We start from the raw sequence: 25,253 nt of genomic DNA on the forward strand, positions 1-25,253 counted from the left end.
CATAATAATGTTCTTTCATTCTCATATATTAAACCTCACATTTTTTATAAATTCATTATTCCTCTTAGTATAGGATATAAAGGGAAAGAATTTCACAAATGATTTAAAGTAATGTACTTCACGATAACACATCCATGTGCTTGTTTTTAATTCAGATACGATCAATCACGTGTTTCATTTGCAGAAGTGGTTGTTTACTCCTGTATGTTCTATCCGTCATTGTTCGATGAGCATGTCCAAGTATCGAGAATCTTATATGGTCAGGTACTTCTTGAAGATCTCTCAATCGGTCTGACAAGCCATATCTATAGTCATGTGCTGTATGTTTCATGCCTGCTTTTTTGAAAGCCTTGCTTACGGCATTACTTGCAGATGAATTATTAACCCAATGATATATTGGTTTCTCTTCCCATATACCAGCCTTTAGAAGACTATCACTTAAAGGTATATCGCGAATTGACTCGTTATTCTTAACGGTTTTAGTACCATCATCATTAATGCTGATACATTTAATGAGTATTCCTTGGTCTTCTTTCTCAATATAATCATTTGAAGAGATTTGGATCGCCTCACCGATACGTACTCCTGTGTAAAAAAGTAGGTTTAGTAACCACCATAAGGATCTGGTATTGGCAACATGCTCAGAAGAAATTAATTTTTGATGCTCCCTTAATGAAACACCCGTTTTAATACTCATATTTTCAACATGCTTATAGTTCATCCCCAAAAAAGGATTCTTCACGATGTAATCACGTTGCTTCATAGCGAAATTGAACATTGCAGAAACCTTAATAATGGCATCTTGTCTGGATCGAGGTGACTTACCCGACTTATCAAGAAACTTTTTATAAGTACTCACCGTCTTTTTCGTAACTGAATCGACTGGGATATCCCCACACCATTCCAGGAAACCATTTACCGTTCTCTCATTAAGCACTTTGGTACTCTTCGCCCAATCAGAACTCATCTCTTCAAGCCACTCATTAAGTACTGATGACAATAGAGGGGAAATGCTCTTTTCTTGTATTACTGGATGCAGCGAGACATGACATACAGAGACGGCGGATAAAAATTCATCCTCTATTTGCTTATCTCTGGCCTTTAGAAGCGTTTCACGAATCAATAGTGGATTTGTATTCCCCATTAGCTGAGAGAGCCTTATAAAGGCTTCAGTGAGCTTTACGGCACGATACTGAGCCACATTTCTGTCCTGGGTGCGTAGGCTAACCCGAAGAAGTTTCCCAGCTAATCGACGCTGCCACATGAAAGAGCGTTCAGAGGAAGCTGTCCTGTCTAAAAAACGCACATTTTGCTGTATAAAGATTGGATAAAGATCTGGTAAAGATTGCATGAAAACCCTCTTCAAATGAGAATGGTTCCCATCAATTCCCAAACACAACACTTAGCGGTACTTAAGCGTCAAATTGTGACCTCTGGCAGATTTACATCTCTTTACGCTATACTACCCGCTGAAATAATCGGCTCAACGCTACGAGCTGATTTTCAATGTGTTTTCACACAAATGGTATCAACTCCCCTTCTGAGGATCTGGCGAGAAGCCGGATAAACTATGTTAAACAGTATTTTAGTAATACTTTGTCTGATTGCCGTCAGCGCGTTTTTCTCGATATCTGAGATCTCGCTGGCCGCGTCCCGTAAAATCAAACTGAAGCTGCTTGCCGATGAAGGCAACATCAATGCCACCCGCATCCTGAAAATGCAGGAAAATCCCGGGATGTTCTTCACCGTGGTGCAAATTGGCCTCAACGCGGTCGCCATTCTCGGCGGTATCGTGGGTGATGCTGCGTTTTCTCCAGCGTTTTATAGTCTGTTTGTTAAGTACATGTCCGTTGAACTGGCCGAACAGCTGAGCTTTATCCTCTCCTTCTCGCTGGTAACCGGCCTGTTCATCCTCTTTGCAGACCTGACCCCGAAACGCATCGGTATGATTGCGCCAGAAGCTGTGGCTTTGCGTATCATCAACCCGATGCGCTTCTGTCTGTACGTGTTTCGTCCGCTGGTGTGGTTCTTCAACGGTCTGGCGAACGTCATTTTCCGCATCTTTAAGCTGCCAATGGTGCGTAAAGACGACATCACCTCTGACGACATTTATGCGGTGGTGGAAGCCGGCGCGCTGGCCGGGGTGCTGCGCAAGCAGGAGCACGAGCTGATTGAGAACGTATTCGAACTGGAATCCCGTACCGTGCCGTCTTCCATGACGGGCCGTGAAAACATTATCTGGTTCGATTTACATGAAGATGAGCAGAGCCTGAAGAACAAAGTGGCGCAGCATCCGCACTCTAAGTTCCTGGTCTGTAATGAAGATATCGACCACATCATCGGTTACGTCGACTCCAAAGACCTGCTGAACCGCGTGCTGGCAAACCAGAGCCTGGCGCTTAACAGCGGCGTGCAGATCCGCAATACCCTGATTGTGCCGGACACCCTGACGCTCTCAGAAGCGCTGGAAAGTTTCAAAACCGCCGGGGAAGACTTCGCGGTTATCATGAACGAATACGCGCTGGTGGTGGGTATTATCACCCTGAACGACGTGATGACCACGCTGATGGGCGACCTGGTTGGCCAGGGGCTGGAAGAGCAGATTGTTCAGCGTGACGATAATTCGTGGCTGATTGATGGCGGCACACCGATTGAAGACGTGATGCGCGTGCTGGATATCGACGAGTTCCCGCAGTCCGGCAACTACGAGACCATCGGCGGCTTTATGATGTTTATGCTGCGTAAGATCCCGAAACGTACCGACTCGGTGAAGTTCTCCGGCTACAAGTTTGAAGTGGTGGATATTGATAACTACCGCATCGACCAGCTGCTGGTGACGCGCATCGATAACAAACCGACCGTACTGGTACCGAAGCTGCCGGACGCGGAAGAGAAGGTGTCGGCGTAAAGTACCAGCCTCTACAAACATCAACGGCTCCCATTGGGAGCCGTTTTTTTAACTACTGCATAGCACGTTGGTTAAGCCATCTCAGTCTGCAGACGCATAACCTGACGGTTGACTTCGGACATCACAGACAGGTGCTGTTTGTCCTTCACTTTTGGGACAAGGATCTTGCCCTTATCAAACTCAAAAGCGCCAACATCCTTGATGTACAACCGTCCACGGAACAGGATCTTCACGTACTTCGCCACCTGAAGCGGGTTGTAGCGTTGGAAAATTTTCATTCTTGTATCTCCTGCGAATCATACGCTCTTGCGGTGCCACAATCGGCCCGACTGTCCTGAGCGCAAATTTTAATGCCCAATGACTATAGACCAGAACTACGGTGTTACCCAGTGTGCATAAGTTTATTTACCGTTTGATTACAATTATTCAGAATAATCTTTGCAAAGCGTGACCGGGCGCAGTATAAGCCGTCGTTTTTTCATGGATATGTGCGTTCGCCCGCAAACTGGCATCGGGATTGCGGGAAAACCCCATTGATCGCACTTATGATTAAAAGCGCAAGACCAAGTGGTCGGATCACCTGCAAACAATAAGGAAACGCCATGACCCTACGTAATATCCTTGCAGCAGCCTGCCTGCTGCTGCCGCTGTGGGCTTCCGCTCACAACATTGAAAAAGGACAACGTGTACCGCCAGTCGGCATTGCTGACCGGGGAGAATTGATTCTCGACAATGATAAGTTTAGCTACAAACCCTGGAATAGCGCGCAGCTCGCGGGCAAAGTGAGAGTTGTACAACATATTGCCGGTCGTACATCCGCAAAAGAGAAAAATGCTACCCTGGTGGAAGCGATCAAGGCCGCAAAATTCCCTCACGACCGCTACCAGACGACCACGATTGTTAACACCGACGACGCCATTCCGGGCTCCGGGATGTTTGTGCGCTCAAGCCTTGAGAGCAATAAAAAGCTCTACCCGTGGTCGCAGTTTATCGTCGACAGCAACGGCGTAACCCGTAAGGCCTGGCAGCTGGAAGAAGAGAGCTCCGCGATTATCGTGCTGGATAAAGAGGGCCGCGTACAGTGGGCGAAAGACGGCGCGTTAACCCAGGAAGAGGTGCAGCAGGTTGTCGACCTGCTGCATAAGCTGCTGGCTCAGTAAATAGAGACGCGGAAGCCGGGGTTGAGGAAGGATTCGCGCGGGGTATAGTCCAGCGGCTTGCCCTGCCAGTCATGAACATGCGCCCCGGCGGCCGCGGCAACGGCATGACCTGCCGCGGTATCCCAGACGTTGGTTGGCCCAAAGCGAGGGTAGAGCTGCGCATGGCCTTCCGCCACCAGGCAGAATTTCAGCGATGAGCCAATCGAGGTGGTCTGGTGTTCACCCAGCTGCTGCAGGTACTCCTGCAGCTCGCTGTCGCTGTGCGAGCGGCTAATCACCACCAGCGGTGGACGCGCATCGCGCACCTGGATCTGCTTGCGCACGCCGCACTCTTCCTTCCACGCCTTCCCTTCTGCAGCGCTGTACATCACCTTCATTACCGGCGCGTAGACCACGCCCAGCACCGCTTTGCCCTTCTCAATCAGGGCGATATTGACGGTGAATTCACCGTTGCGCTTGATGAACTCTTTTGTCCCGTCCAGCGGATCGACCAGCCAGTAACGCTGCCAGTGCTGGCGCTCGTCCCAGCTTTGCGGCGCTTCTTCTGACAGAACGGGGATGTCCGGCGTTAAGGCCTGTAATCCTTTCAGGATCACCTTATGCGCCGCGATATCCGCCGCCGTGACCGGAGAGTCGTCGGCCTTGCTGACCACCTCCATAGGTTTACTGCCGTCATACACCTGCATGATGGCATCTCCCGCATCCCGTGCGAGCTGACAAATTTTATCTAGCATTTTCCACCTCTTTGTTAACGCAGTGAGGTTAACTCTTTGTTTTAGTTATATCGTAATGTGAACAATTCCGCTATCTGTGAAGCAATTCCGGTTTCAGGTGACTTTTTTCTGTCAGGATTCACATTTCTGTAAGCAACAAGCTATAGATACATACTCTTTTGTGCTCTGCATCGAAAAAAGGACTCCTCTGATGATTAAGTTTAGTGCAACGCTTCTGGCGACGCTGATTGCAGCAAGCGTACAGGCGGCGACGGTAGATCTGCGTATTCTGGAAACGACCGATCTGCACAGCAACATGATGGACTTCGATTACTACAAAGATACCCCGACGGAAAAATTCGGACTGGTACGCACGGCAAGTTTGATCGATGCGGCGCGTGGCGAAGTGAAAAACAGCGTGCTGGTCGACAATGGCGATCTCATTCAGGGCAGTCCGCTCGGGGATTACATGGCGACCAGGGGACTGAAAAAAGGCGAGGTTCATCCGGTGTATAAGGCGATGAACACCCTGGACTATACCGTCGGCAACCTCGGCAACCACGAATTTAACTACGGTCTGAAATACCTGCATGACGCGCTGGCCGGTGCGAAATTCCCGTACGTTAACGCCAATATCATCGACGTTAAGACCCAAAAGCCGCTCTTTACCCCTTATCTGATTAAAGAGACAAACGTCGTCGACAAGGACGGCAAAAAACAGACGCTGAAAATCGGCTATATCGGCTTTGTGCCGCCGCAGATCATGACGTGGGATAAAGCCAACCTCGACGGCAAAGTGACCGTTAACGACATCACCGAAACCGCGCGGAAATACGTGCCGGAAATGCGCGAAAAAGGCGCCGATCTGGTGGTCGTTGTCGCCCACTCGGGCCTCTCCGCCGATCCGTATCAGGCCATGGCAGAAAACTCCGTTTACTATCTGAGTGAAGTCCCGGGCGTCGACGCGATCCTGTTCGGCCACGCCCACGCGGTCTTCCCGGGCAAAGATTTCGCCAGCATAAAAGGAGCGGACATTGAGAAAGGGACGCTCAACGGCGTGCCGTCGGTGATGCCGGGCATGTGGGGCGACCATCTTGGCGTGGTGGATCTGGTGCTGAATAACGACGGCGGCAGCTGGAAGGTGACGCAGTCAAAAGCCGAAGCGCGCCCGATTTACGACGCTGCGGCTAAAAAATCTCTGGCGGCGGAAGATAAAAAACTGGTCGACGTGCTGAAGCACGATCACGACGCCACGCGCGAATTCGTCAGCAAGCCGATCGGCAAATCCGCCGATAACATGTACAGCTTCCTGGCGCTGGTGCAGGACGACCCGACCGTTCAGGTCGTCAACATGGCGCAGAAAGCCTATGCGGAACACTTTGTGCAGGGCGATCCGGATCTGGCAAAACTGCCGGTCCTGTCAGCGGCTGCGCCATTCAAGGTGGGCGGGCGTAAGAACGACCCGGCAAGCTATGTTGAAGTCGAAAAAGGCCAGCTGACCTTCCGTAACGCCGCCGATCTCTACCTCTACCCGAACACGCTGGTGGTGGTAAAAGCGACGGGCCAGGAGGTGAAAGAGTGGCTGGAGTGCTCTGCCGGACAGTTTAACCAGATTGACCCGCACAGCAGTAAGCCGCAGTCGCTGATTAACTGGGACGGCTTCCGTACCTATAACTTCGACGTGATCGACGGCGTAAACTACCAGATTGACGTCACCCAGCCGGCGAAATATGACGGCGAGTGTCAGGCGATCAACCCGCAGGCGGAGCGCATCAAAAACCTGACCTTCAACGGCAAGGCGATCGACCCGAATGCCACCTTCCTGGTGGTGACCAATAACTACCGCGCCTACGGCGGTAAGTTTGCCGGTACGGGAGATAGCCACATCGCCTTTGCCTCGCCGGACGAGAACCGCTCGGTGCTGGCGGCGTGGATCAGCGCGGAGTCGAAGAAGGCGGGCGAAATTCATCCGGCGGTGGACAACAACTGGCGCCTCGCGCCGATCCACAGCGATACGAAACTGGATATCCGCATAGAAACGTCGCCGTCCGATAAGGCAGCCGCGTTCATCAAGGATAAAGCCCAGTATCCGATGAAGAAGGTCGCAACGGATGATATCGGGTTCGCGATTTATCAGGTGGATTTGAGTAAGTAAAAACAAAACGGCAACATACGTTGCCGTTTTTCGTGTTTGTTCCCTCTCCCTATGGGAGAGGGGTCCTCAGTAATTTTCCAACTCGAAGCGATGAATATTTCTTCAGAAAAATTCATGAATTGCAGCGATGACCTGGTCCGGCTGTAAATCGCCGAAGCGTTTCCGCAAGGCCGGGGCGAGGCGCAAGGATGCGCCGAGAGGGCGTGGCCTGCAGGGATGCAGGCTCATGCCCGACCCGATAGCCTGAAGGAATAAGCTGAGGACAAAATTGCCGGGAGCAATTTTGGACAGCGCCTGAGCTGGCCCTGAAAGGGTGAGCCCCAGGGATGGGGCGAGCAATCCGCGAAGCGGCGATTTACCGCCGGGAGCCCGGGTCGCCAGGGCGGCGGCGATTGAGCCGCCCTGGCACATTCACAGGCCATGTCGTTACAGAGAAGCAAGGAACATAAAGTGAACGGAATGACCACCAGAGTTATATGTTCCCCCCTCACCCCAGCCCTCTCCCTCAAGGGAGAGGGAGTCGCCCACGCAGGCATTAGGTCAGGGTGAAGACATCAGGCCGCACGATCGTCCCGATTCGCCATCACCTTCGGCGTATTCACCTCAATCCAGTCCGCCAGCGCGGCGACTTTCTCGCTGACCTCAATCCCCATCGGCGTCAGGCTATACTCTACGTGCGGCGGCACCACCGGATACGACACGCGATCGACAAACCCGTCCTGCTCCAGCGCCTGGAGTGACTGGGACAGCATCTTTTCGCTCACCCCGCCCATTTTACGACGCAGATCGCTAAAGCGATGCGTTCCCTGGCGCAGGGCCAGCAGAATCAGGACACCCCAGCGGCTGGTCACGTGTTTGAGCACCTCGCGTGAAGGGCACTGTTCCGCGAAAAGATTGCCATCGCGCATTTGTTCGCTGAGCGTCGGTATCGTTGTTTCCATACTTACCTTTTTGTACGTACTTACTAAAAGTTAGCTATGGTGCTAGTGTGCCACAACACCAGACAAACACGAAGGAGATTCATCATGATCGCGATTACCGGCGCTACCGGCCAGCTTGGCCATCTCGTTATCGAACAGCTGTTGAAAACCGTACCGGCCAGCCAGATTGTGGCCATCGTACGTAACCCGGCGAAAGCGCAGGCCTTAAGCCAGCAGGGAATTGTCGTTCGCCAGGCGGACTACACGGATGAAGCCGCATTCACCGCCGCGCTGAGCGGCGTGGATAAGCTGCTGCTGATCTCTTCCAGCGAAGTCGGCCAGCGCGCGACCCAGCACCAGAACGTGATTAACGCCGCCAAAACGGCAGGCGTGAAATTTATCGCCTACACCAGCCTGCTGCATGCGGACAACTCACCGCTGGGTCTGCACGTTGAACACGTTGCCACTGAAAAAGCGCTGGCGGCGTCCGGCATCCCTTATGCCCTGCTGCGCAATGGCTGGTATACCGAAAACTACCTGGCGAGCGCGCCGCCTGCGCTGGAACACGGCGTGTTTATTGGTGCGGCAGGCGAAGGCAAAATTGCCTCTGCCACCCGCGCCGACTATGCCGCGGCGGCCGCCAAAGTGATTGCTGAAGAGGGCCACGCGGGCAAGGTCTACGAACTGGCGGGCGACCACGGCTGGACGCTGAGCGAACTGGCGGCTGAACTCAGCAAACAGAGCGGGAAGCCGGTAACCTATCAGAATCTCAGTGAAGCGGATTTTGCCGCCGCCCTGAAAAGCGTCGGCCTGCCTGCAGGGCTGGCAGATATGCTGGCGGACTCGGATGTGGGTGCGTCCAAAGGGGGACTCTTTGACGATAGCCATACGCTGAGCAAACTGATCGGGCGCGCAACGACGCCGCTGGCGCAGAGTATTAAAGCCATTCTTTAACAGTGTCACCGTTCTTTCCTGCGGCCGGGTGATTTCCCTTACCCGGCCCGCTCATATTTATTAATAATAAAAACAGATATAACGATTAAAAGTCCGGGTATTCTTTATCCGTCGCGTACGTTATCGGTTTTTCAAATCCGGGAATGGTGATGCCATTCATATCAATCTTAATATCTTCCTCATTTATCCCCTGCTGGCCGAAAAGATAAATGACATTGAGTTCCCCCTGCGACGCCGCCTCGTCGTAGGCGTTAGCCTGACGTCGCACCTGGCGGTTACGCTGCTGATAATTCGCAAACACCGCGTCCCCATAGCGTTTGCGCAACCATTGACGGGTAAGCTTCGGCGAGTAAACCACCCCCGTGGCATTATTACCGCCAAAGCCTTTTGAATTAATAAAGGCGATTTGTCCCTGACCTTCCTCTAATTTGCAGTCCTGAAGAGGAATGGTTAAGCGCGCGTTGTTCACCTGCGGCGCGATGTGGGACACGCTTTTAATTCCCGGCAAAATACCATAGCGGAAGACGCCGAGGCAGCCGATCAGCTGGTCGCCGCTGGCTGGGCCCAGGGAGTGACCGAGGTACGATTTCACCGCCGTCACCGGCCAGTCGCGAATCGAAAAAGCTTGCGCAACGCGATCAAAAATATCCGCCTCGGAGACGCAATTCTTCGGCGTGCTTGAGCCGTGCGCCTGAATAAACGATCCCTTCTGCACCGTCTCTATCCCGGCCATCGATACCGCAGAGGCTACGGCTTTCGCCATGGTGATGTAGTTCCCCGGCCCCGGCGACGCAATAGAACGTTTAAAGCCGTCAGCGTTGATGAAGACATTCCCCACCGAACCGTGGATCTCTGCGCCAAGCTGCAGCGCCAGCTCGTCGTCCATTAGCACGACATACTGGCTGGATTCTGCGATAACAAAACCGCAGCTGTTACCAAACGGGCGGCTGCTGTTGCGCCAGTCGGCCGTTTCCGTTTCATCAGTGTGCTTAAGCTTGCTCTCCGTTGCCAGGGCGCCCATGGCATCGAATCCTTCAATCACTTCTGAGGTGACCGGTGCTTCGGCGCTGCCAACGACGGCTACGCGAATGCGCCCCGCTTTGATATCTTCGACTGCCGCATTCAGGTTATACAGAAACGTGGCGCACGCCCCCAGCGTGGCGCTGGTATGACCGACGCTACCCAGCACATACGCATTGAGGAAATCGGCGCACATGCTGTTCAGGCCCAGCGGGCACTGTTTGGCGCTGACGCGATGGCCTTTCAGGCGCGACTGCAGCATTCCGCCAAAGCCATAATCGTCGAGCTGCCCCATGATATTGCCCGAATAGACGCCGAGCTGATCCGGCGTGATTTTGGCCTGTACCTCTCGCCACGGGATCCCCAGCGCGTTGATGGCGTCTGACGCTCCGACAATCGCCATTTGTAACGCCCGCGGATGGAACTGCGAATTGTAATGGTCGCCCGGACGGAATCCCTGCGGCAACAGCCCTGCAGCCTGAACCTCCGTGCGCAGCAACGCCTCAATTTTGCAGTCCATCTCTCCCTGAACGGTAATACGGACACGCCGATCCGCTAATTCTTCAACGTGCCATCCCGCCGGTAAGGGTTGAGGTAATTGCCTGGCAGATATATTAAAACTGAATCCCTCTTCGCCTGAAACCATATTCAATTTTGCATGACCGGCAATAGCATCGACATCAAAGTAGTCGCGCGTAATATTTCTGATAAGGGTTCCCTCAAGCACCTCGTCTTTTATCCTCGCGGCGGCCTGAGCAGGTGTAAATCTTTTACCGGAAATGTCGCAATACCCACCTTCATCATATTTAAGGATGCCCATCAGGATGGCTAACGATAATAACGTATCCTGCCGTTCCTCTTCCGATAATGACTCAATAATCATTCGACGGAATGCATGATGTGAAGAACTACGCCCAGCTGGACCATAGCCGCCAAAAGCCGTTATTACGGGTAATTTCACCATAATTTATTCTCTCGTGGTCGTGGATTTATTTTATTAAGCAAGTACGATAATTTCAGATATTAGTTTACAAATTACCAACAAAAGCTAATATGAAAATCCAGCCAAAACGCTGACTTTTTTGGCCACGGCAACGATGAGCCACCAAAAATAATAGTCAAAACAGGTATTAATCAAAAATGACAAATACACAAATAGGATTTGTGTTATGTGAACGCATGCTAAGTTCCGGTCTCAGTCTTCCGATTGAAATGTGGAAAGCGGCAGCCAGTAGCTATTTAGCTGAGCAAAAAACAACATCCCACGCAGGCACGCACAAACCGGAGAAGTCACCCTTCAGGCTCTGTCGCCCGGAGAATATTCTGAAGGTGAATACCATTGGCATAAACAGCGAGCCCATCCTGACGCACAGTGGTTTTAGCATTACCGCCGATACCACCCTTGCCGCAGACAGACACTATGACGTTATCTATCTTCCTGCCCTGTGGCGCAATCCTCGCGCGGTGGTCAGACAACAGCCTGAACTTCTGGAATGGCTGACCGAGCAGGCCGCGCGAGGAACCCGCATCGCCGCCGTCGGAACGGGCTGCTGTTTTCTGGCGGAGTCGGGATTGCTAAACGGAAAGCCCGCCACCACCCACTGGCACTACTTCAAACAATTCTCGCGCGACTACCCCAGCGTAAAATTACAGACAAAGCATTTTCTCACTCAGGCCGATAATATTTTCTGCGCCGCAAGCGTTAAGGCCCTGTCCGATCTGACGATCCATTTTATAGAAACGATATACGGGAAACGTGTAGCCACCCATACTCAACGGACATTTTTCCATGAAATTCGTAGCCAGTTTGAACGTCAGTGTTACAGTGAAGAAAACAAACCCCATCCGGATGAAGATATTGTTCAAATTCAAATCTGGATAAAAGCCAACTGCGCCTCGGATATATCCATGCAGAATCTTGCAGATATGGCTGGCATGAGTTTGCGCAACTTTAATCGCCGCTTTAAAAATGCCACCGACATGTCCCCACTGCAGTATTTATTAACCGCCAGAATTGAATCCGCCATGACAATGCTGCAATCCACCAATCTGTGTATTCAGGAGATTGCAAATGCGGTTGGATATCAGGATATTGCGCACTTTAATCGCCAGTTTAAGCATAAAACAACGGTTTCACCGGGGGATTACCGTAAGACCGTCCGGGCAAAGATGTTTAGTGCATAAACTGCGGTCATCTCTGATAATGAAAAGATGACCACGAGGAGGCTCAACGTGCAAGGCGTACCGGAACAGTTTAATGATGAAAGAGACAGCGCGCGCTTTCGCCATCTTGCGCAGCTGCCGGGCCTGGAGCTTTATCACGCGCATATTTCTGACTACGCCTTTGAGCCTCACACCCATGAAGCCTTCGGGATCGGCACGATTGAAACCGGTGCCGAACGCTTTCGCTATCGCGGTACCCAGCATCTCGCGGCGGAAAAATCCGTCGTCACCATGAACCCGGACGAGATCCATACCGGCGAATCCGCCACCGAAGGCGGCTGGCGCTACCGGATGGTCTATATCGAACCCGATCTTCTGGAAGAGGTGACCGGCCTCCGGCACTGGTGGTTTAGCGATGTCACGCGTCATGACCCGCTGCGCTCGCAGCAAATCGGCAGGCTGATTTACGGATTGTGGCATACGGACGATCCGCTTGCGCAAAAAGGATTACTGCTGGATCTGATTGAGACCTTCCAGCCGCTGGCCCATCACGCGCCGGTGATTCAGGAAGGCGCGCACCGCTTCGAACGCGTGCGCGAGTACCTGCACGACAACTACATGCACGCCCTGACGCTGGACGAGCTGGCCAGCGTCGTTTCGCTGAGCCCGTACCATTTCCAGCGCCAGTTCAAAGCCCATTTTCACGTTACGCCGCACCAGATGCTGATGGCCATTCGCCTCTGGCGCGCTAAAGCGTTCCTCACCCACGGCATGCCAGCCGCCGAAGTGGCAGCCGCGACCGGGCTGACCGACCAGTCCCACTTAACCCGCGCGTTTACCCGCCGCTACGGCATTACGCCCGTGCGCTACCAGAAGCAGGTCACCCGGCGCTAATGCGCAATCTCATACAATACGCACGCATTTTCCCCTCCTACACTGCATGCAGCGTAAATACCTGTGGATGGAAAAATGATTAGTGGAGTGTTGTATGCCCTTCTGGCCGGGATGATGTGGGGGCTGATTTTTGTCGGCCCATTAATCGTGCCCGAGTATCCGGCAATACTGCAGTCGACCGGACGCTATCTGGCGCTCGGGCTGATTGCTCTGCCCCTGGCGTGGCTGGGACGCGCGCGCCTGCGTCAGCTCAGCCGTCAGGACTGGGGCACCGCGCTAGCGCTGACCATGATGGGCAATCTTATCTACTACGTTTGCCTTGCGAGTGCCATTCAGCGTACCGGTGCGCCGGTATCTACCATGATTATCGGCACGCTGCCGGTCGTCATCCCCGTCTTTGCTAACCTGCTCTACAGCCACCGCGATGGCAAACTGGCGTGGTCAAAAATGGCGCCGGCGCTGGTATGCACCGCCGTGGGGCTGGTATGCGTCAATATTGCAGAGCTGCGTCACGGGCAGGCGGATGTTGACCTGTGGCGTTACGGCTCTGGCATTGTGCTGGCGTTCATTTCCGTGGCGTGCTGGGCATGGTATGCCCTGCGCAACGCGCGCTGGCTGCGGGAGAACCCGGACAAGCACCCGATGATGTGGGCGACGGCGCAGGCGCTGGTCACGCTGCCCGTCTCGCTGGTGGGCTATGCCGGGGCGTGCATCTGGTTAGGCCATCAACAGCCAGACTTCGCCCAACCCTTCGGGCCAAGACCCTGGGTGTTTATCGGCCTGATGGTTGCGATTGCGGTGCTGTGCTCATGGGTGGGCGCGCTGTGCTGGAATATTGCCAGCCAGAAGCTGCCGACGGTCATTTTAGGGCCGCTGATTGTCTTCGAAACCCTGGCCGGACTGCTTTATACCTTCCTGATGCGCCAGAGCTTGCCGCCGCTATTCACGGCCTGCGGCATCGCGCTGCTGGTGGTAGGAGTGGTGATGGCGGTAAGAGCGAAGCCGGAAAAACCGAGGGTCGTTCCGGCGTCGGAGGTGTGATTTTTGCCGGGTGGCGGCTCCGCCTTACCCGGCCTACAAGGAGCCGTTTCGTAGGCCGGGTAAGCGCCAGCGCCACCCGGCATGATGTTAAAACGTTTCCCAGTTCCCTTCAGACGCCGCCGCTGCGGGCTGCGCTTTAGGTACATAGGTTTTCACCGGCGCCGCTTTGACCGCCTGGTTGCGGGTGATTTTGAACACCGCCACCGCTTCGTTCAGGCGTGCAGCCTGATCTTCCAGCGCCGCCGCCGCGGCCGCAGACTCCTCTACCAGCGAGGCGTTCTGCTGGGTCACGCGGTCCATCTCGGCTACCGCCTGGCCCACCTGGTCGATACCGCGGCTCTGCTCGTCAGAGGCCGAGGCAATTTCACCCATGATGTCCGTCACGCGGGTGACCGCATTAACGATCTCCGCCATCGTCTCCCCGGCTTCGTTAACCAGCTGGGAGCCCGCGTTCACGCGCTCGCCGGAATCATCGATCAGCGCTTTGATCTCTTTCGCCGCCTGGGCGCTGCGCTGGGCGAGAGTACGCACTTCCCCTGCCACCACCGCAAAACCACGGCCCTGCTCGCCCGCGCGCGCCGCTTCCACCGCCGCGTTCAGCGCCAGGATGTTAGTCTGGAAGGCAATACCGTCGATTACGTTAGTAATTTGCGCGATTTTACTGGAGCTGGTGGCGATTTCGTCCATCGTACGCACCACGCCTTCAACCACGTTACCGCCCTTCTTCGCCGTAGAGGAGGCGTCCAGCGCCAGACGGGAAGCCTGACGCGCGTTATCGGCGTTCTGCTTCACGGTTGCCGTCAGCTGTTCCATGCTGGCTGCCGTCTCTTCCAGAGACGCGGCCTGCTGCTCGGTACGGGAAGAGAGGTCGTTGCTGCCGGCAGAAATTTCACCGGCACCGGTGTAGATGGTATCCGCACCTTCACGCACCACGCCCACGGTGTTCGCCAGCGAGGCCTGCATCTCCTGGACGTTGCGCGCCAGGATAGCCATTTCGTTCTTACCTTCAGCCTGAATCGGCTGGGTTAAATCCCCCGCCGCAATGGCGCGAATATGGTTAATCACCTCTTCCAGAGGCAGCAGCAGCACGCGGCGCATGGCTACCCAGCTGGAAATAATCACCACAATCACCAGCAGCATAACCGCAGAGAGGATCCACAGGATGCGCTTGTAGTCGCTTTCATTGTCCTGGATGCCTTTATCGGTAAGCGTTGCCTGCGCTTCGCGCCATTCACGGTAAACCGCCTGCATCGCGGTCTGCTTTTGCTCCGCATTCTGCTTGAACATGTCTTCCAGATTGCCCTGGCTCAGCAGGACGTTCATTTGCGTCAGCGTTGCAGAGTAAATGCGGTACTGCTCTTCAAGCCGGTTAGCCAGGTTCTCGTCCAGGCCCGGCGTATTTGGCAGGGCATAGTATTTATCGTAATGGACCTGCGCATCGGCGAGCAGATTTTTCGCCGTGTTGACCAGCTCATTAAGCTGCCCACCGTTAATCTGAGAGGCCATGCTGCTTTGCAGACGCAGCATCCCGCGGTTCAGCGTCACGCGCGCCTGGTTCAGGCTGATCCACGCATCGGTAAACTCCGCCACGTTCTTGCTGGAGAGCTGCGACACGGTGAAGTTGTCTTTATCGTTATTCAGCGCGTTGATAAAGATACCCGCGGAAATCACTTGCATGATGCCGAGCACAAGCAGCACCGAAATCAGAAGGGTAATGACTTTTATACGTTTAAACATGCGTTGCCTTTGTTATATGCAGGTTTGTCTGACGTGGATATATCGGCAGGCGCGGCGGGTTGTTTACTGTTTCTACACCTTTAAAAAGTTTCTAAACCACTTTCCTAAGTCCATTCAGAGAGTTAAACGGGGTATTTTTTTGTGATCTGCATCTCACTTTCCCCCTTCCCTCTAAAGGGTTATAGCGCTGGCTTAAAGATGCATTTAATATGCATCTTATATTATTAATGACGAGGTAACTGCTATGGCCTTTCGCGACCAACCCCTTGGCGAGCTGGCGCTCTCCATTCCTCGCGCTTCTGCGCTGTTCCGTAAATACGATATGGATTACTGCTGCGGCGGTAAGCAAACCCTGGCGCGTGCGGCCTCACGCAAGGAACTGGACGTTGAGGTGATTGAAGCAGAGCTGGCGCAGCTGGCCGGGCAGCCCGTCGACAAAGACTGGCGAACCGCCCCGCTTGCTGAAATCATCGACCATATCATCGTGCGATACCATGACCGTCACCGTGAACAGCTGCCGGAACTGATCCTGCAGGCAACCAAAGTTGAGCGCGTTCATGCCGACAAACCTTCCGTACCGCGCGGTCTGGCGAAATACCTGACCCTGCTGCATGAAGAGCTTTCCAGCCACATGATGAAAGAAGAGCAGATCCTCTTCCCGATGATTAAACAGGGAATGGGAAGCCAGGCGATGGGGCCTATCAGCGTGATGGAAAGCGAGCACGATGATGCGGGTGAGCTGCTGGAAGTGATCAAACACACCACCCACAACGTCACGCCGCCGCCAGAAGCGTGCACAACGTGGAAAGCGATGTACAACGGCATTAACGAGATGATTGACGACCTGATGGAACACATCAGTCTTGAGAACAACGTTCTGTTCCCGCGGGCATTAGCTGGGGAATAGAAAAACTAAAAACGGCAACCGAAGTTGCCGTTTTGCTTTTACCTTACGCCTGCCATACGTTTCTTACCGATAAACACCCAGCCCAGCCCCAGCGCGATAAACCACAGCGGCGTGACGATGAGTGCCTGACGGGTATCATCTTCCAGCGTCAGCAGAACCAGCACGAAGACGAAGAACGCCATGCACACCCAGCACATCAGCTTGCCCAGCGGCATCTTGTAGATCGATTTTTCATGCAGGTGCGGGCGCTGCTTGCGGTACACCAGGTATGAACAGAGGATGATGGTCCAGACGAACATAAACAGGATCGCAGAGACCGTGGTGATCATGGTGAACGCGCCAATCACGCTTGGGTTCACGTAGAGCATCACCACGCCGCCCAGCAGGCACATGCAGGAGAAGGTCAACCCTTTTGCCGGTACCGCGCGCTTGGACAGCTTGGCGAACGCGCTCGGCGCCACGCCTTCCTGTGCCAAGCCAAACAGCATACGGCTGGTGGAGAACACGCCGCTGTTCGCGGAAGACGCCGCAGAGGTCAACACCACGAAGTTAATCAGGCTCGCGGCAGCAGGCAGGCCTACCAGCACGAACAGCTCAACGAACGGGCTCTTGGTTGGCACCACGGAGCTCCACGGCGTCACGGACATAATGACGATCAGCGCGAAGACGTAGAACATGATGATACGCAGCGGAATAGAGTTAATCGCGCGCGGGAGAGACTTCTCGGGATCTTTGGTCTCCGCTGCCGTCGTGCCCACCAGCTCAATGCCCACGAAAGCAAAAACCGCGATCTGGAAGCCGGCAAAGAAGCCGCTAATGCCTTTCGGGAACCAGCCGCCGTCATTCCACAGATGGGTAAACGACGCCTGAACGCCCGTTGGCGACTGGAAGTGGGTGAGCACCATCACCAGACCCACGACGATAAGCCCGACAATCGCCACGATTTTGATCATCGCGAACCAGAACTCCATCTCACCGAACATTTTAACGGTGGCGAGGTTAAGGCTCAGCAGCAGAAAAATGACCGCCAGCGAGGCGACCCAGTCCGACAGCCCCGGGAACCAGAACTGCGCGTAGGCGGTAATCGCCACGACGTCCGCCATACCGGTGACGACCCAGCAGAACCAGTAGGTCCAGCCGGTGAAATAGCCCGCCCACGGCCCGAGCAGGTCAGAAGCGAAGTCGCTAAAGGATTTGTATTCGAGGTTCGAGAGCAGCAGTTCACCCATTGCACGCATCACGAAGAACAGCATAAAACCGATGATCATATAAACGAATATGATCGACGGCCCGGCGAGACTGATGGTTTTGCCTGACCCCATAAACAGCCCGGTACCGATGGCACCCCCAATCGCAATGAGCTGAATATGACGGTTTGTGAGATTGCGCCGTAGCGACTGTTCAGACGACGCCTCTTCGTCGGCGACGACTTTGACCTGATCTACCATGTGATATTTTCCTGTTTATGCCTGTCTGTGTTGTTAAGGCTCTTCTGGCCTTTAAATACGTCAAAAGATGACGTTCCCTTGTAAGGGCTAATCGATATTAGGTAAGAATCGGCGGGATGAATACTATGATTTAGATATTATGTTAATAATATGTTGAAAGTGAGTGTCATATCACTCATACAGCGCGAAACAGCTCACAAAAATACACGCAACAGTTTCGTTTGCAAGATAAAATGTTGATAGCACCGTAACTATAGGTTTTTACACTATTTTCCTCTCCCCTACCGGGGAGAGGAAATAAGAAAATTCGATTACAGAATTTCCAGCAGCTCGACTTCAAAGACCAGGGTGCTGAATGGCGGGATGGACGCGCCAGCGCCGCGCTCGCCATAGGCCAGGTTATGCGGGATAGTCAGTTCCCATTTGGAACCGACCGGCATCAGGGTCAGAGCTTCGATCCAGCCTGCGATCACGCCGTTGACCGGGAATTCAGCCGGTTCGCCGCGCGCCACGGAGCTGTCGAACACGGTACCGTCGATCAGTTTACCGGTGTAATGCACGCGAACGTGGTCGGTACGCGCCGGGATTGCGCCGTCGCCCTGATTGATCACGCGGAACTGCAGACCGGATTCGGTGCTGTTCACGCCTTCACGCTCGCGGTTCTCTTCCAGATATTTCACACCTTCGGCTGCCATCTCTTCGAAGCGCGCGCGACGCACGGCGTCAGCACGTTCGTGGATTTCACGCAGCGCACGGTGCACAACGTCTACCGGAACGGCAGGCTGTTTGCCTTCCAGCGCGTCAGCGATACCCGCCACCAGCGCTTCAGGTAACAGACCTTCCAGGCCGGATTCGCTCAGCTGCTGTCCTACCTGCAAGCCGATACCGTAACTTGCCTGCGCTTCGATAGTGTCAAAAGTCGGGGTGGTCATGGGTTTTCCTTCCATCACATTTAAAGTAGCGGGCAGCATATCAGCCATGCCCTTATGGGTAAAACTTTGTCTGAAGTTAAGGTGACAAACCGCGACGAAACAGAAACAATAGAGATAACCAGGATTAATCCCGAACTGATGTCACGGATGTCGGGTTTACTACGCCGTTCAGGCAGTTAGCAAACTATACTTCGGGGCACAGGATAAAAAATACGCGGAGCAGGAGGAGTGCCATGCCCGGGCGATTTGAACTGAAACCTACCCTGGCGAAAATCTGGCAGGCGCCGGACAATTTTCGCATCATGGACCCGCTGCCTCCTCTGCATCGCAGAGGGATCATCATTGGCGCGCTGATGGTGATCGTGGGCTTCCTGCTTCCTTCCAGGGGCGATGATGTCGATACCGCACCCGTCACCCGCAATGCCCAACTGGACATTCAGTCGCAGACGCGGCCGCAGCCTGACGCACAGCCGATGCAGACGCAGCTTGTGACCCCGTCTAACGATCCGGGTCAGGTCGCGCCGGTTGAGCCAGAACCTATTCAGGATGAACAGCCGCAGGATCAAGCCGCCGCCCCGTCTCAGCCTCAGACGCAACAGCCTACCGGTATTGAGCAACAGTGGCGTTCTTATCGCGTAGAGCCGGGTAAAACGCTGGCACAGCTGTTCCGCGACCACAATCTGCCGCCAACCGACGTGTATGCCATGGCGAAGGTGGAAGGTGCGGGTAAACCGCTCAGTAACCTGCAGAATGGACAGATGGTACAGGTTCGCCAGAATGCCAGCGGGGTGGTGACAGGGTTAACGATTGATACGGGAAGTGGACAACAGGTGCTGTTTACCCGCCAGCCAGACGGCAGTTTTATCAGGGCGCGTTAAGGCCCGGATCTGCCGGATCTGTAAAAAGCAAAACGCCGGCACAAGGCCGGCGTTTCAACGTGAGCAGAGTAAAAAATTACTCAGCTACAACGTTAACAACCAGTTTAGCGAACACTTCGCTGTGAACCTGGAAGTCAACTTCGTGCTCACCAGTGGTACGCAGAACGCCGTTCGGCAGACGAACTTCGCTCTTAGCCACTTTAACGCCTGCTGCAGAAACTGCATCAGCGATATCGCGAGTACCGATGGAACCGAACAGTTTACCTTCGTCGCCTGATTTAGACGCGATGGTAACGGTGCCCAGTGCGTTGATTGCTTCAGCGCGAGCGTTAGCAGCCGCCAGAACGTCAGCCAGTTTGGCTTCCAGTTCAGCGCGACGTGCTTCGAAAAACTCTACGTTTTTCTTGGTAGCTGGAACAGCTTTACCCTGTGGAACCAGGAAGTTACGTGCGTAACCCGCTTTAACGTTAACCTGATCACCCAGGCTGCCCAGGTTTGCTACTTTATCAAGCAGAATAACTTGCATTACCTTATCCTCTTAAAGTCGTATTAATGGACCGTGCCCGATTACTGATGACGATCAGTGTACGGCAGCAGGGACAGGTAGCGAGCGCGTTTGATAGCGCGAGCCAGCTGACGCTGGTATTTTGCACGAGTACCGGTGATACGGCTTGGGACAATCTTACCGCTTTCGGTGATGTAGTTTTTCAGCGTTGCGATATCTTTATAGTCGATCTCTTGAACGCCTTCCGCGGTGAAACGGCAGAACTTGCGACGACGGAAATAACGTGCCATATGGCTAGTCTCCAGAATCTATCAAATCAATCTGCTCGGCATGCAGAACCATTTTGCTCAGGCCGTTCTTTGCCTTGTGGCAAGAGATGAACCCCTGAACGATTACTGCGCTACCGACCGTTAAACTGTGAGTAATGGCCTGGTTTTCGTGTCCGCTAATAATAACGGGCATTTGGCACCACGCCTGCCGGTGAAACCCGGCTTCCTCTTGCACAGAACGATGCTCAAGCACGAACTGGCAATGCGGAATTCCTGATGGACTGACCTTTCGAAGGGGAGCCCTGCATACGATGCCGGACAACGCCAGACGGTTGGTCATCAGAAATTACTCTTCAGAATCCCCAGCATCAGAATCATCTGCGGTTTCGTTTGCGAAATCATCGCGACGCTCACGGCGCTCGTCTTTCGCTTTAACCATCGGAGATGCTTCGGTAACTGCGTTTTTGGTACGCATAACCATGCTGCGGATAACGGCATCGTTGAAGCGGAAGGTAGTTTCCAGCTCATCGATCACTTCCTGCGGCGCTTCAACGTTCATCAGAACGTAGTGTGCTTTGTGCAGTTTGTTGATCGGGTAAGCCAGCTGACGGCGGCCCCAGTCTTCCAGACGGTGGATCGTACCTTCTGCACCAGTGATGGCAGCAGAGTAACGCTCGATCATACCCGGAACCTGTTCGCTCTGGTCAGGATGGACCATAAAAACGATTTCGTAATGACGCATCGAATTGCTCCTTACGGATTATTCAGCCTCCTGTCTGGGTCAGCCGAGGCCCGGGGAGGCAAGGAACGTGTTAAAGGTCGGCTGAAAAATTGACGCGTCATAATACTTGCGCGCCCCTGGAAACTCAAGCTGATTGCACAAATAATTCGCACAAAGCGCGAAGCGGGTCTAAGTGGGTGATTTAAAATTGGTCACACCCGGAAGCGTTGTTTTTTTGAACAACTGCATCAGAAATGGTCACGCATCCCCGCCGGATGAGTGATTACACTTTAATCAGAGATCGCCTGAATTAAAGAAGGAGCATCCCCCCTCTCGCAGCACGTAGTCGTGGAGCGCATATCATGAAAAAAATCGCATTAGCCATGATGGCGGCGCTTTTGCTCAGTGCAAACGCGATGGCAGCCATCAAGATAGACAGCCGACAGGCCAGAAACATGGATGATGTGCAAAGCTTGGGCGTAATTTACATCAATCATAATTTCGCCACGGAAAGTGAAGCAGATCAGGCACTAAATGAAGAAACCGATGCGCAGGGCGCAACCTATTACTACGTGATGTTAACGCGTGAGCCCGGCAGCAACGGCAATATGCACGCCAGTGCAGATATTTACCGATAACGCTTTAACGCTAGCACCAGGAAAGCCAACAACGAGAACATAGCCATAGTTGACGTTGCCCCCTGCCCGGGGGCTTTTTTTTGTGAATAGCTCCGGAATACTCCCGGTAAAAGAGCCCCCAGAGATCCTCCCGAAGCGGGAAGATAAGGGCGTCAAAGTCCCGCGCGTTACAGGTGCTGGCGGAAAAACGCCACCGTGGCGTCCAGCGCCGTTGGCGTAATGCGGTGGCGGACGCCCGGTTCCCACAGGCAGGTCAGATTACCGTCCAGCCCTTCATTGATTAACGCCTGCTGCAGACGGAAGGTTCCCTCGGGCGGGACCACATCATCCGCGTCACCGTGCCACAGCAGCAGCGGACGATCGGCCACGCGCGGTAATGCCCGGGTCACTTCCCACTCTGCCAGCGTCGCCGTCATTTCCGCTAAATTCTGAGGGGGGAAAAGGGTCTTCGCCAGCGAAGTAAAGTAGCCCGAGCCCATCAGACAGGCGACAGACTTCACTTCAGGATGATGCGTCATAATCCCCAGCGCCGTCATACCGCCCATCGATGCCCCGGCTACCGCCAGACGATTGCCGGCCACCAGCCCTGCCCCATAAAGCGCATCGCGCAGCCCGGCAAACTCGGTCAGACTCCCGTGCAGAATCTGCCAGAACTGACCCAGCCGCGCCTGTTCATTACCCGTAAAGCGTGCGCCGTGGTCGGGTGCATCTGGCATCACCACGCGAAAACCCGCCTGCGCCAGCGCTACCGCAAAATAACTGTAAACCAGCTTCGATGAGGTAAACCCATGATAAAAAACCACAACAGGCAGCGATTTATCACGTTTACCCACCGGCATCGCGTGTAAAATTTCATGGTCGCCGAGGTGGCGTATTTCAATTTCAATCATTGTCGACCCTGTGCGAATCTATGATTCATAATGTTGAGAACTGGGTTACGCTTTCGCGTCATTTTCATTCGAAATATACGTACCAGATAACACTTCGGGAACATTCCCCCAAAACTAAATTCACAGACAACTACACTATGGCTATCAGGAAACGAGATATGGTTATGCGCAGGTTTGCTGCTTTATTGCTGGTGTTTCTGCTGAGTGGCTGTAGCGCGCTGCAGGGAACGCCGCAACCCGCTCCACCGGTCGCCGATCATCCACAGGAGATTCGTCGTAATCAGACGGAAGGATTACAACGAATGGGCACCATCTCCGCGCTGGTTCGCGGCTCTCCGGATGACGCAGAATCGGCAATAAAAGCACAGGCCGTCGCCGCCAAAGCAGATTATTACGTCATCATTATGATCGACGAAACCATCATAACGGGACAGTGGTATTCACAGGCCATTTTGTACCGCAAATAATGGTTTTCCTTTGAACGAGATTTACACTGCTTTGCGTCCATAGACATTTTCCTGTCCACAATAAACTCCACGCCCGCATCAATGGAAGGGAGTTTATTAGCGAAGGATTGCCCGGCGGATACCGGATATATGTGAAATGGAGCTGACGATGAAACGAACTCTTGCTTTGACCTCACTGTTGCTCTCAGCAGGCCTGCTGAGCACCACCGCGCAGTCAGCAGAATTCGCCAGTGCTGATTGTGTGACTGGCCTGAATGAAATTGGCCAGATCTCCGTGAATAATATCTCGGGGAGCCCGCAAGACGTTGAACGTGTCGTGGCATTAAAGGCCGATGAGCAGGGTGCTTCATGGTATCGCATCATCCAGATGCAGGAAGATAACCATATCGATCGCTGGCGGGTACAGGCCATTCTCTACGTGTAAACTCCCTCCTGATAAAAGCCACTTATTTTTAGTGGCTTTTCGTTTTTGCAAATTTTTTATCTTATATAAAACCAATAAAGAACAATTAAATAACATTTTGTTACATTAAAACAGTAAACGTAATCCCCGCTCTGCCGTTGAAGAACCATAACTTTTCAATGATGAGCAATTTATGATCAACTTTTTCCGCCGTGCGGGCCTGGGGTCGAAACTCTCGCTGCTAACTGGCGTCAGTGTCGCCACGCTGTTTCTGCTATTCACTTTTCTGCTCAGCCAAAAAGCCAGCCAGCAGCTTGAAGCCCTTGCGGTCGAAGATCTGCATAATCAGTCCACCGGCATGGTCGACATGGTGCAGATGTTCAACACCAGCCTGAGTGAAGAGGTTGAGAGCTATACCCGCCTGTTTACCACCTTCTTACCGCAGCCCCTGAACATTGATAATTCCCAACCCCAGACGATTAACGGACTTAGCGTTCCGCTTCTGAAAAGCGGAGACACCGGGCTGCATGAAAATAACACCCTTTCGGACGAGTTCCTGAACCGTACGGGAGCCATTTCGACGCTGTTTGTACGCAGCGGTAACGACTTTGTGCGCGTAGCCACTTCCCTGCGCAAAGAGAATGGCGATCGGGCAATGGGTACCGTTCTGGATAACGCCAGCCCGGCCTTTGCCGCCGTCAACAAAGGTGAAGTGTACCGCGGCCTGGCGCTGCTGTTCGGCAAACGCTACATCACCCAGTACCAGCCCGTTAAAAACGCCGAAGGGCAGGTCATTGCGATCGTCTTTGTCGGGGTGGACATCACCCACTCCTGGAACGTCATGCGCGAGAAAATCCTCAACCGCCGCCTGGGCGAGAGCGGTCGCTTCTTCGTGCTGGATCGCAGCAACGGCAAAACGCGCGGGCAATACCTGTTCCACGCCAGCGAAGAGGGAAAACTGCCGCAGTGGGACGGCGCGACGCAGCAACAGCTTCTGAGTGACAAACCCGGCACGCTGGAGCGTACAAGCGACGACGGCCGGACGCTGAAAATGGCCTATACCCCGCTGCCGGGCTGGAACTGGACTATCGTGGGCGAAGTGGATAAATCGGTGCTGCTCTCAAGCGTTACCGCCATGCGCGATCGCTTCCTGCTGGCCGGCGTGGCCTTATCCATCCTTTTTGCTGGCCTGTTCGTGGTCATTATTCGCCGCGTGCTGACCCGACCGCTGCGCAACGTGATCCATCTTGCCCGACAATATGCCGCAGGGGATCTCCGTTCCAGCCTGCCCGTGACGCGTCAGGACGAAGTCGGCCAGCTGATCGATGCCATCAACGGCATCGGCGGCGGCCTGCAAAAAAGTTCCGGTGTCAAGTGTTTTGTGAAAACAGCCTGATGGCCGGAAGTCTATATGGGGCGCGGGTTTAGCTCTACTTCGGGCCGCTTTGCGGGGCTGCGGCGTTGTGGACTAGGAGCCACATAAGAGCGTCGCGGTAGAAAGCCGGAGCGTGCTGCATCGGGGACGATTGC

25 protein-coding genes and 1 pseudogene are annotated in these 25,253 nt (G+C 53.8%); 13 read left to right on the top strand and 13 right to left on the bottom strand.

All coding sequences use genetic code 11. The features are described from left to right. Positions 1-151 precede the first annotated feature (151 nt). Positions 152-1,351 (bottom strand): phage integrase SAM-like domain-containing protein, encoded by a 1,200-nt coding sequence (locus IM317_RS13480; RefSeq protein WP_131729012.1) that lies wholly within the window; start codon positions 1,349-1,351, stop codon positions 152-154. Positions 1,352-1,570: 219 nt separating this feature from the next. Between IM317_RS13480 and IM317_RS13485 the strand changes: the two genes are divergently transcribed. Continuing rightward, positions 1,571-2,908, top strand: coding sequence for a hemolysin family protein (locus tag IM317_RS13485; protein WP_032662457.1), 1,338 nt, complete (start codon positions 1,571-1,573; stop codon positions 2,906-2,908). A 71-nt stretch (positions 2,909-2,979) separates the two neighbouring features. Here the strand turns inward: IM317_RS13485 and IM317_RS13490 are convergent, their stop codons facing one another. Then, entirely contained in the window at positions 2,980-3,186 is a 207-nt protein-coding gene (locus IM317_RS13490) for a DUF1107 domain-containing protein (RefSeq protein ID WP_008501430.1), read from the bottom strand. 324 nt (positions 3,187-3,510) lie between these two features. On the opposite strand from IM317_RS13490, the gene IM317_RS13495 reads away from it, so the two are divergent. Beyond that, positions 3,511-4,068, top strand: coding sequence for a YtfJ family protein (locus IM317_RS13495; protein WP_033144484.1), 558 nt, complete (start codon positions 3,511-3,513; stop codon positions 4,066-4,068). Here the strand turns inward: IM317_RS13495 and cysQ are convergent. Continuing rightward, complete coding sequence (cysQ, locus tag IM317_RS13500) at positions 4,062-4,802, bottom strand: 3'(2'),5'-bisphosphate nucleotidase CysQ (RefSeq protein WP_023310160.1); 741 nt, start codon at positions 4,800-4,802, stop codon at positions 4,062-4,064. The genes IM317_RS13495 and cysQ overlap by 7 nt on opposite strands. A 190-nt stretch (positions 4,803-4,992) precedes the next feature. Here cysQ and IM317_RS13505 point away from each other — a divergent pair, with 190 nt between their 5' ends. Then, a complete protein-coding gene (locus IM317_RS13505; protein ID WP_033144483.1) occupies positions 4,993-6,936 on the top strand; it encodes a bifunctional 2',3'-cyclic-nucleotide 2'-phosphodiesterase/3'-nucleotidase in 1,944 nt (647 codons plus the stop codon). A 554-nt stretch (positions 6,937-7,490) separates the two neighbouring features. Here IM317_RS13505 and IM317_RS13510 read toward each other — a convergent pair. Next, entirely contained in the window at positions 7,491-7,877 is a 387-nt protein-coding gene (locus IM317_RS13510; RefSeq protein WP_033144481.1) for a helix-turn-helix domain-containing protein, read from the bottom strand. Between the two features lie 84 nt (positions 7,878-7,961). Here IM317_RS13510 and IM317_RS13515 point away from each other — a divergent pair, with 84 nt between their 5' ends. After that, positions 7,962-8,810, top strand: coding sequence for an SDR family oxidoreductase (locus IM317_RS13515; RefSeq protein WP_033144480.1), 849 nt, complete (start codon positions 7,962-7,964; stop codon positions 8,808-8,810). An 85-nt stretch (positions 8,811-8,895) separates the two neighbouring features. On the opposite strand, the gene IM317_RS13520 is transcribed toward IM317_RS13515, so the two are convergent. Continuing rightward, the gene (locus IM317_RS13520) at positions 8,896-10,350 is read right to left on the bottom strand and encodes a beta-ketoacyl synthase (RefSeq protein ID WP_223998080.1); all 1,455 of its coding nucleotides are present in this window, start codon (positions 10,348-10,350) and stop codon (positions 8,896-8,898) included. Positions 10,351-10,970: 620 nt separating this feature from the next. On the opposite strand from IM317_RS13520, the gene IM317_RS13525 reads away from it, so the two are divergent. From IM317_RS13525 to IM317_RS13535, 3 genes are all read left to right on the top strand, one after another. Beyond that, positions 10,971-12,014: a GlxA family transcriptional regulator gene (locus IM317_RS13525; protein ID WP_033144478.1), complete on the top strand. Its 1,044-nt coding sequence runs from the start codon at positions 10,971-10,973 to the stop codon at positions 12,012-12,014. Between the two features lie 48 nt (positions 12,015-12,062). Beyond that, complete coding sequence (locus tag IM317_RS13530; protein WP_033144477.1) at positions 12,063-12,887, top strand: AraC family transcriptional regulator; 825 nt, start codon at positions 12,063-12,065, stop codon at positions 12,885-12,887. Positions 12,888-12,962: 75 nt separating this feature from the next. Then, on the top strand, positions 12,963-13,928 hold the full coding sequence (locus IM317_RS13535; protein WP_033144476.1) for a DMT family transporter: 966 nt from the start codon (positions 12,963-12,965) through the stop codon (positions 13,926-13,928). Between the two features lie 87 nt (positions 13,929-14,015). On the opposite strand, the gene IM317_RS13540 is transcribed toward IM317_RS13535, so the two are convergent. Continuing rightward, positions 14,016-15,665 carry a methyl-accepting chemotaxis protein gene (locus tag IM317_RS13540; protein WP_033144475.1) on the bottom strand — a complete coding sequence of 550 codons (1,650 nt, stop codon included), beginning with the start codon at positions 15,663-15,665 and terminating at the stop codon, positions 14,016-14,018. A 244-nt stretch (positions 15,666-15,909) separates the two neighbouring features. Here IM317_RS13540 and ytfE point away from each other — a divergent pair, with 244 nt between their 5' ends. Continuing rightward, positions 15,910-16,572 carry an iron-sulfur cluster repair protein YtfE gene (gene ytfE / locus IM317_RS13545; protein ID WP_033144474.1) on the top strand — a complete coding sequence of 221 codons (663 nt, stop codon included), beginning with the start codon at positions 15,910-15,912 and terminating at the stop codon, positions 16,570-16,572. A 38-nt stretch (positions 16,573-16,610) separates the two neighbouring features. Here ytfE and cycA read toward each other — a convergent pair whose 3' ends face one another. Beyond that, the gene (gene cycA / locus IM317_RS13550) at positions 16,611-18,020 is read right to left on the bottom strand and encodes a D-serine/D-alanine/glycine transporter (protein ID WP_033144473.1); all 1,410 of its coding nucleotides are present in this window, start codon (positions 18,018-18,020) and stop codon (positions 16,611-16,613) included. A 311-nt stretch (positions 18,021-18,331) separates the two neighbouring features. Next, the gene (gene fklB, locus IM317_RS13555; protein ID WP_008502892.1) at positions 18,332-18,952 is read right to left on the bottom strand and encodes an FKBP-type peptidyl-prolyl cis-trans isomerase; all 621 of its coding nucleotides are present in this window, start codon (positions 18,950-18,952) and stop codon (positions 18,332-18,334) included. Positions 18,953-19,185: 233 nt separating this feature from the next. Here fklB and IM317_RS13560 point away from each other — a divergent pair, with 233 nt between their 5' ends. Further along, entirely contained in the window at positions 19,186-19,830 is a 645-nt protein-coding gene (locus IM317_RS13560; RefSeq protein WP_033144472.1) for an OapA family protein, read from the top strand. 76 nt (positions 19,831-19,906) lie between these two features. Here the strand turns inward: IM317_RS13560 and rplI are convergent, their stop codons facing one another. Genes rplI through rpsF form a run of 4 tightly spaced genes read right to left on the bottom strand, consistent with a single transcriptional unit; the run spans position 19,907 to position 21,346 of the window. Next, positions 19,907-20,356: a 50S ribosomal protein L9 gene (rplI, locus tag IM317_RS13565; protein WP_023310148.1), complete on the bottom strand. Its 450-nt coding sequence runs from the start codon at positions 20,354-20,356 to the stop codon at positions 19,907-19,909. Positions 20,357-20,397: 41 nt separating this feature from the next. Then, positions 20,398-20,625, bottom strand: a complete 228-nt coding sequence (rpsR, locus tag IM317_RS13570; protein WP_000135199.1) for a 30S ribosomal protein S18 — start codon at positions 20,623-20,625, stop codon at positions 20,398-20,400. A gap of 4 nt (positions 20,626-20,629) precedes the next feature. Next, the gene (gene priB / locus IM317_RS13575) at positions 20,630-20,944 is read right to left on the bottom strand and encodes a primosomal replication protein N (RefSeq protein WP_008502895.1); all 315 of its coding nucleotides are present in this window, start codon (positions 20,942-20,944) and stop codon (positions 20,630-20,632) included. 6 nt (positions 20,945-20,950) lie between these two features. Further along, positions 20,951-21,346 (bottom strand): 30S ribosomal protein S6, encoded by a 396-nt coding sequence (rpsF, locus tag IM317_RS13580; RefSeq protein ID WP_014068637.1) that lies wholly within the window; start codon positions 21,344-21,346, stop codon positions 20,951-20,953. 341 nt (positions 21,347-21,687) lie between these two features. Between rpsF and yjfY the strand changes: the two genes are divergently transcribed. Continuing rightward, the gene (gene yjfY, locus IM317_RS13585; RefSeq protein WP_033144471.1) at positions 21,688-21,963 is read left to right on the top strand and encodes a DUF1471 family protein YjfY; all 276 of its coding nucleotides are present in this window, start codon (positions 21,688-21,690) and stop codon (positions 21,961-21,963) included. A 167-nt stretch (positions 21,964-22,130) separates the two neighbouring features. Here the strand turns inward: yjfY and yjfP are convergent, their stop codons facing one another. Next, positions 22,131-22,853, bottom strand: coding sequence for an esterase (yjfP, locus tag IM317_RS13590; RefSeq protein ID WP_033144470.1), 723 nt, complete (start codon positions 22,851-22,853; stop codon positions 22,131-22,133). A gap of 137 nt (positions 22,854-22,990) precedes the next feature. On the opposite strand from yjfP, the gene bsmA reads away from it, so the two are divergent. The 3 genes and pseudogenes from bsmA to IM317_RS13605 all read left to right on the top strand — a co-directional run. Further along, a complete protein-coding gene (gene bsmA / locus IM317_RS13595) occupies positions 22,991-23,320 on the top strand; it encodes a biofilm peroxide resistance protein BsmA (RefSeq protein ID WP_029740376.1) in 330 nt (109 codons plus the stop codon). Positions 23,321-23,456: 136 nt separating this feature from the next. Continuing rightward, positions 23,457-23,744: a DUF1471 family protease activator YjfN gene (gene yjfN, locus IM317_RS13600; protein ID WP_032665074.1), complete on the top strand. Its 288-nt coding sequence runs from the start codon at positions 23,457-23,459 to the stop codon at positions 23,742-23,744. Positions 23,745-23,916: 172 nt separating this feature from the next. Then, positions 23,917-25,083 (top strand): annotated as a pseudogene (locus IM317_RS13605) (Cache 3/Cache 2 fusion domain-containing protein); the annotation flags it as partial. Between the last annotated feature and the right edge of the window lie 170 nt (positions 25,084-25,253).

This window comes from Enterobacter cloacae complex sp. S3, from assembly GCF_014930495.1.
GTDB classification, from domain to species: Bacteria; Pseudomonadota; Gammaproteobacteria; order Enterobacterales; family Enterobacteriaceae; genus Enterobacter; species Enterobacter asburiae_B.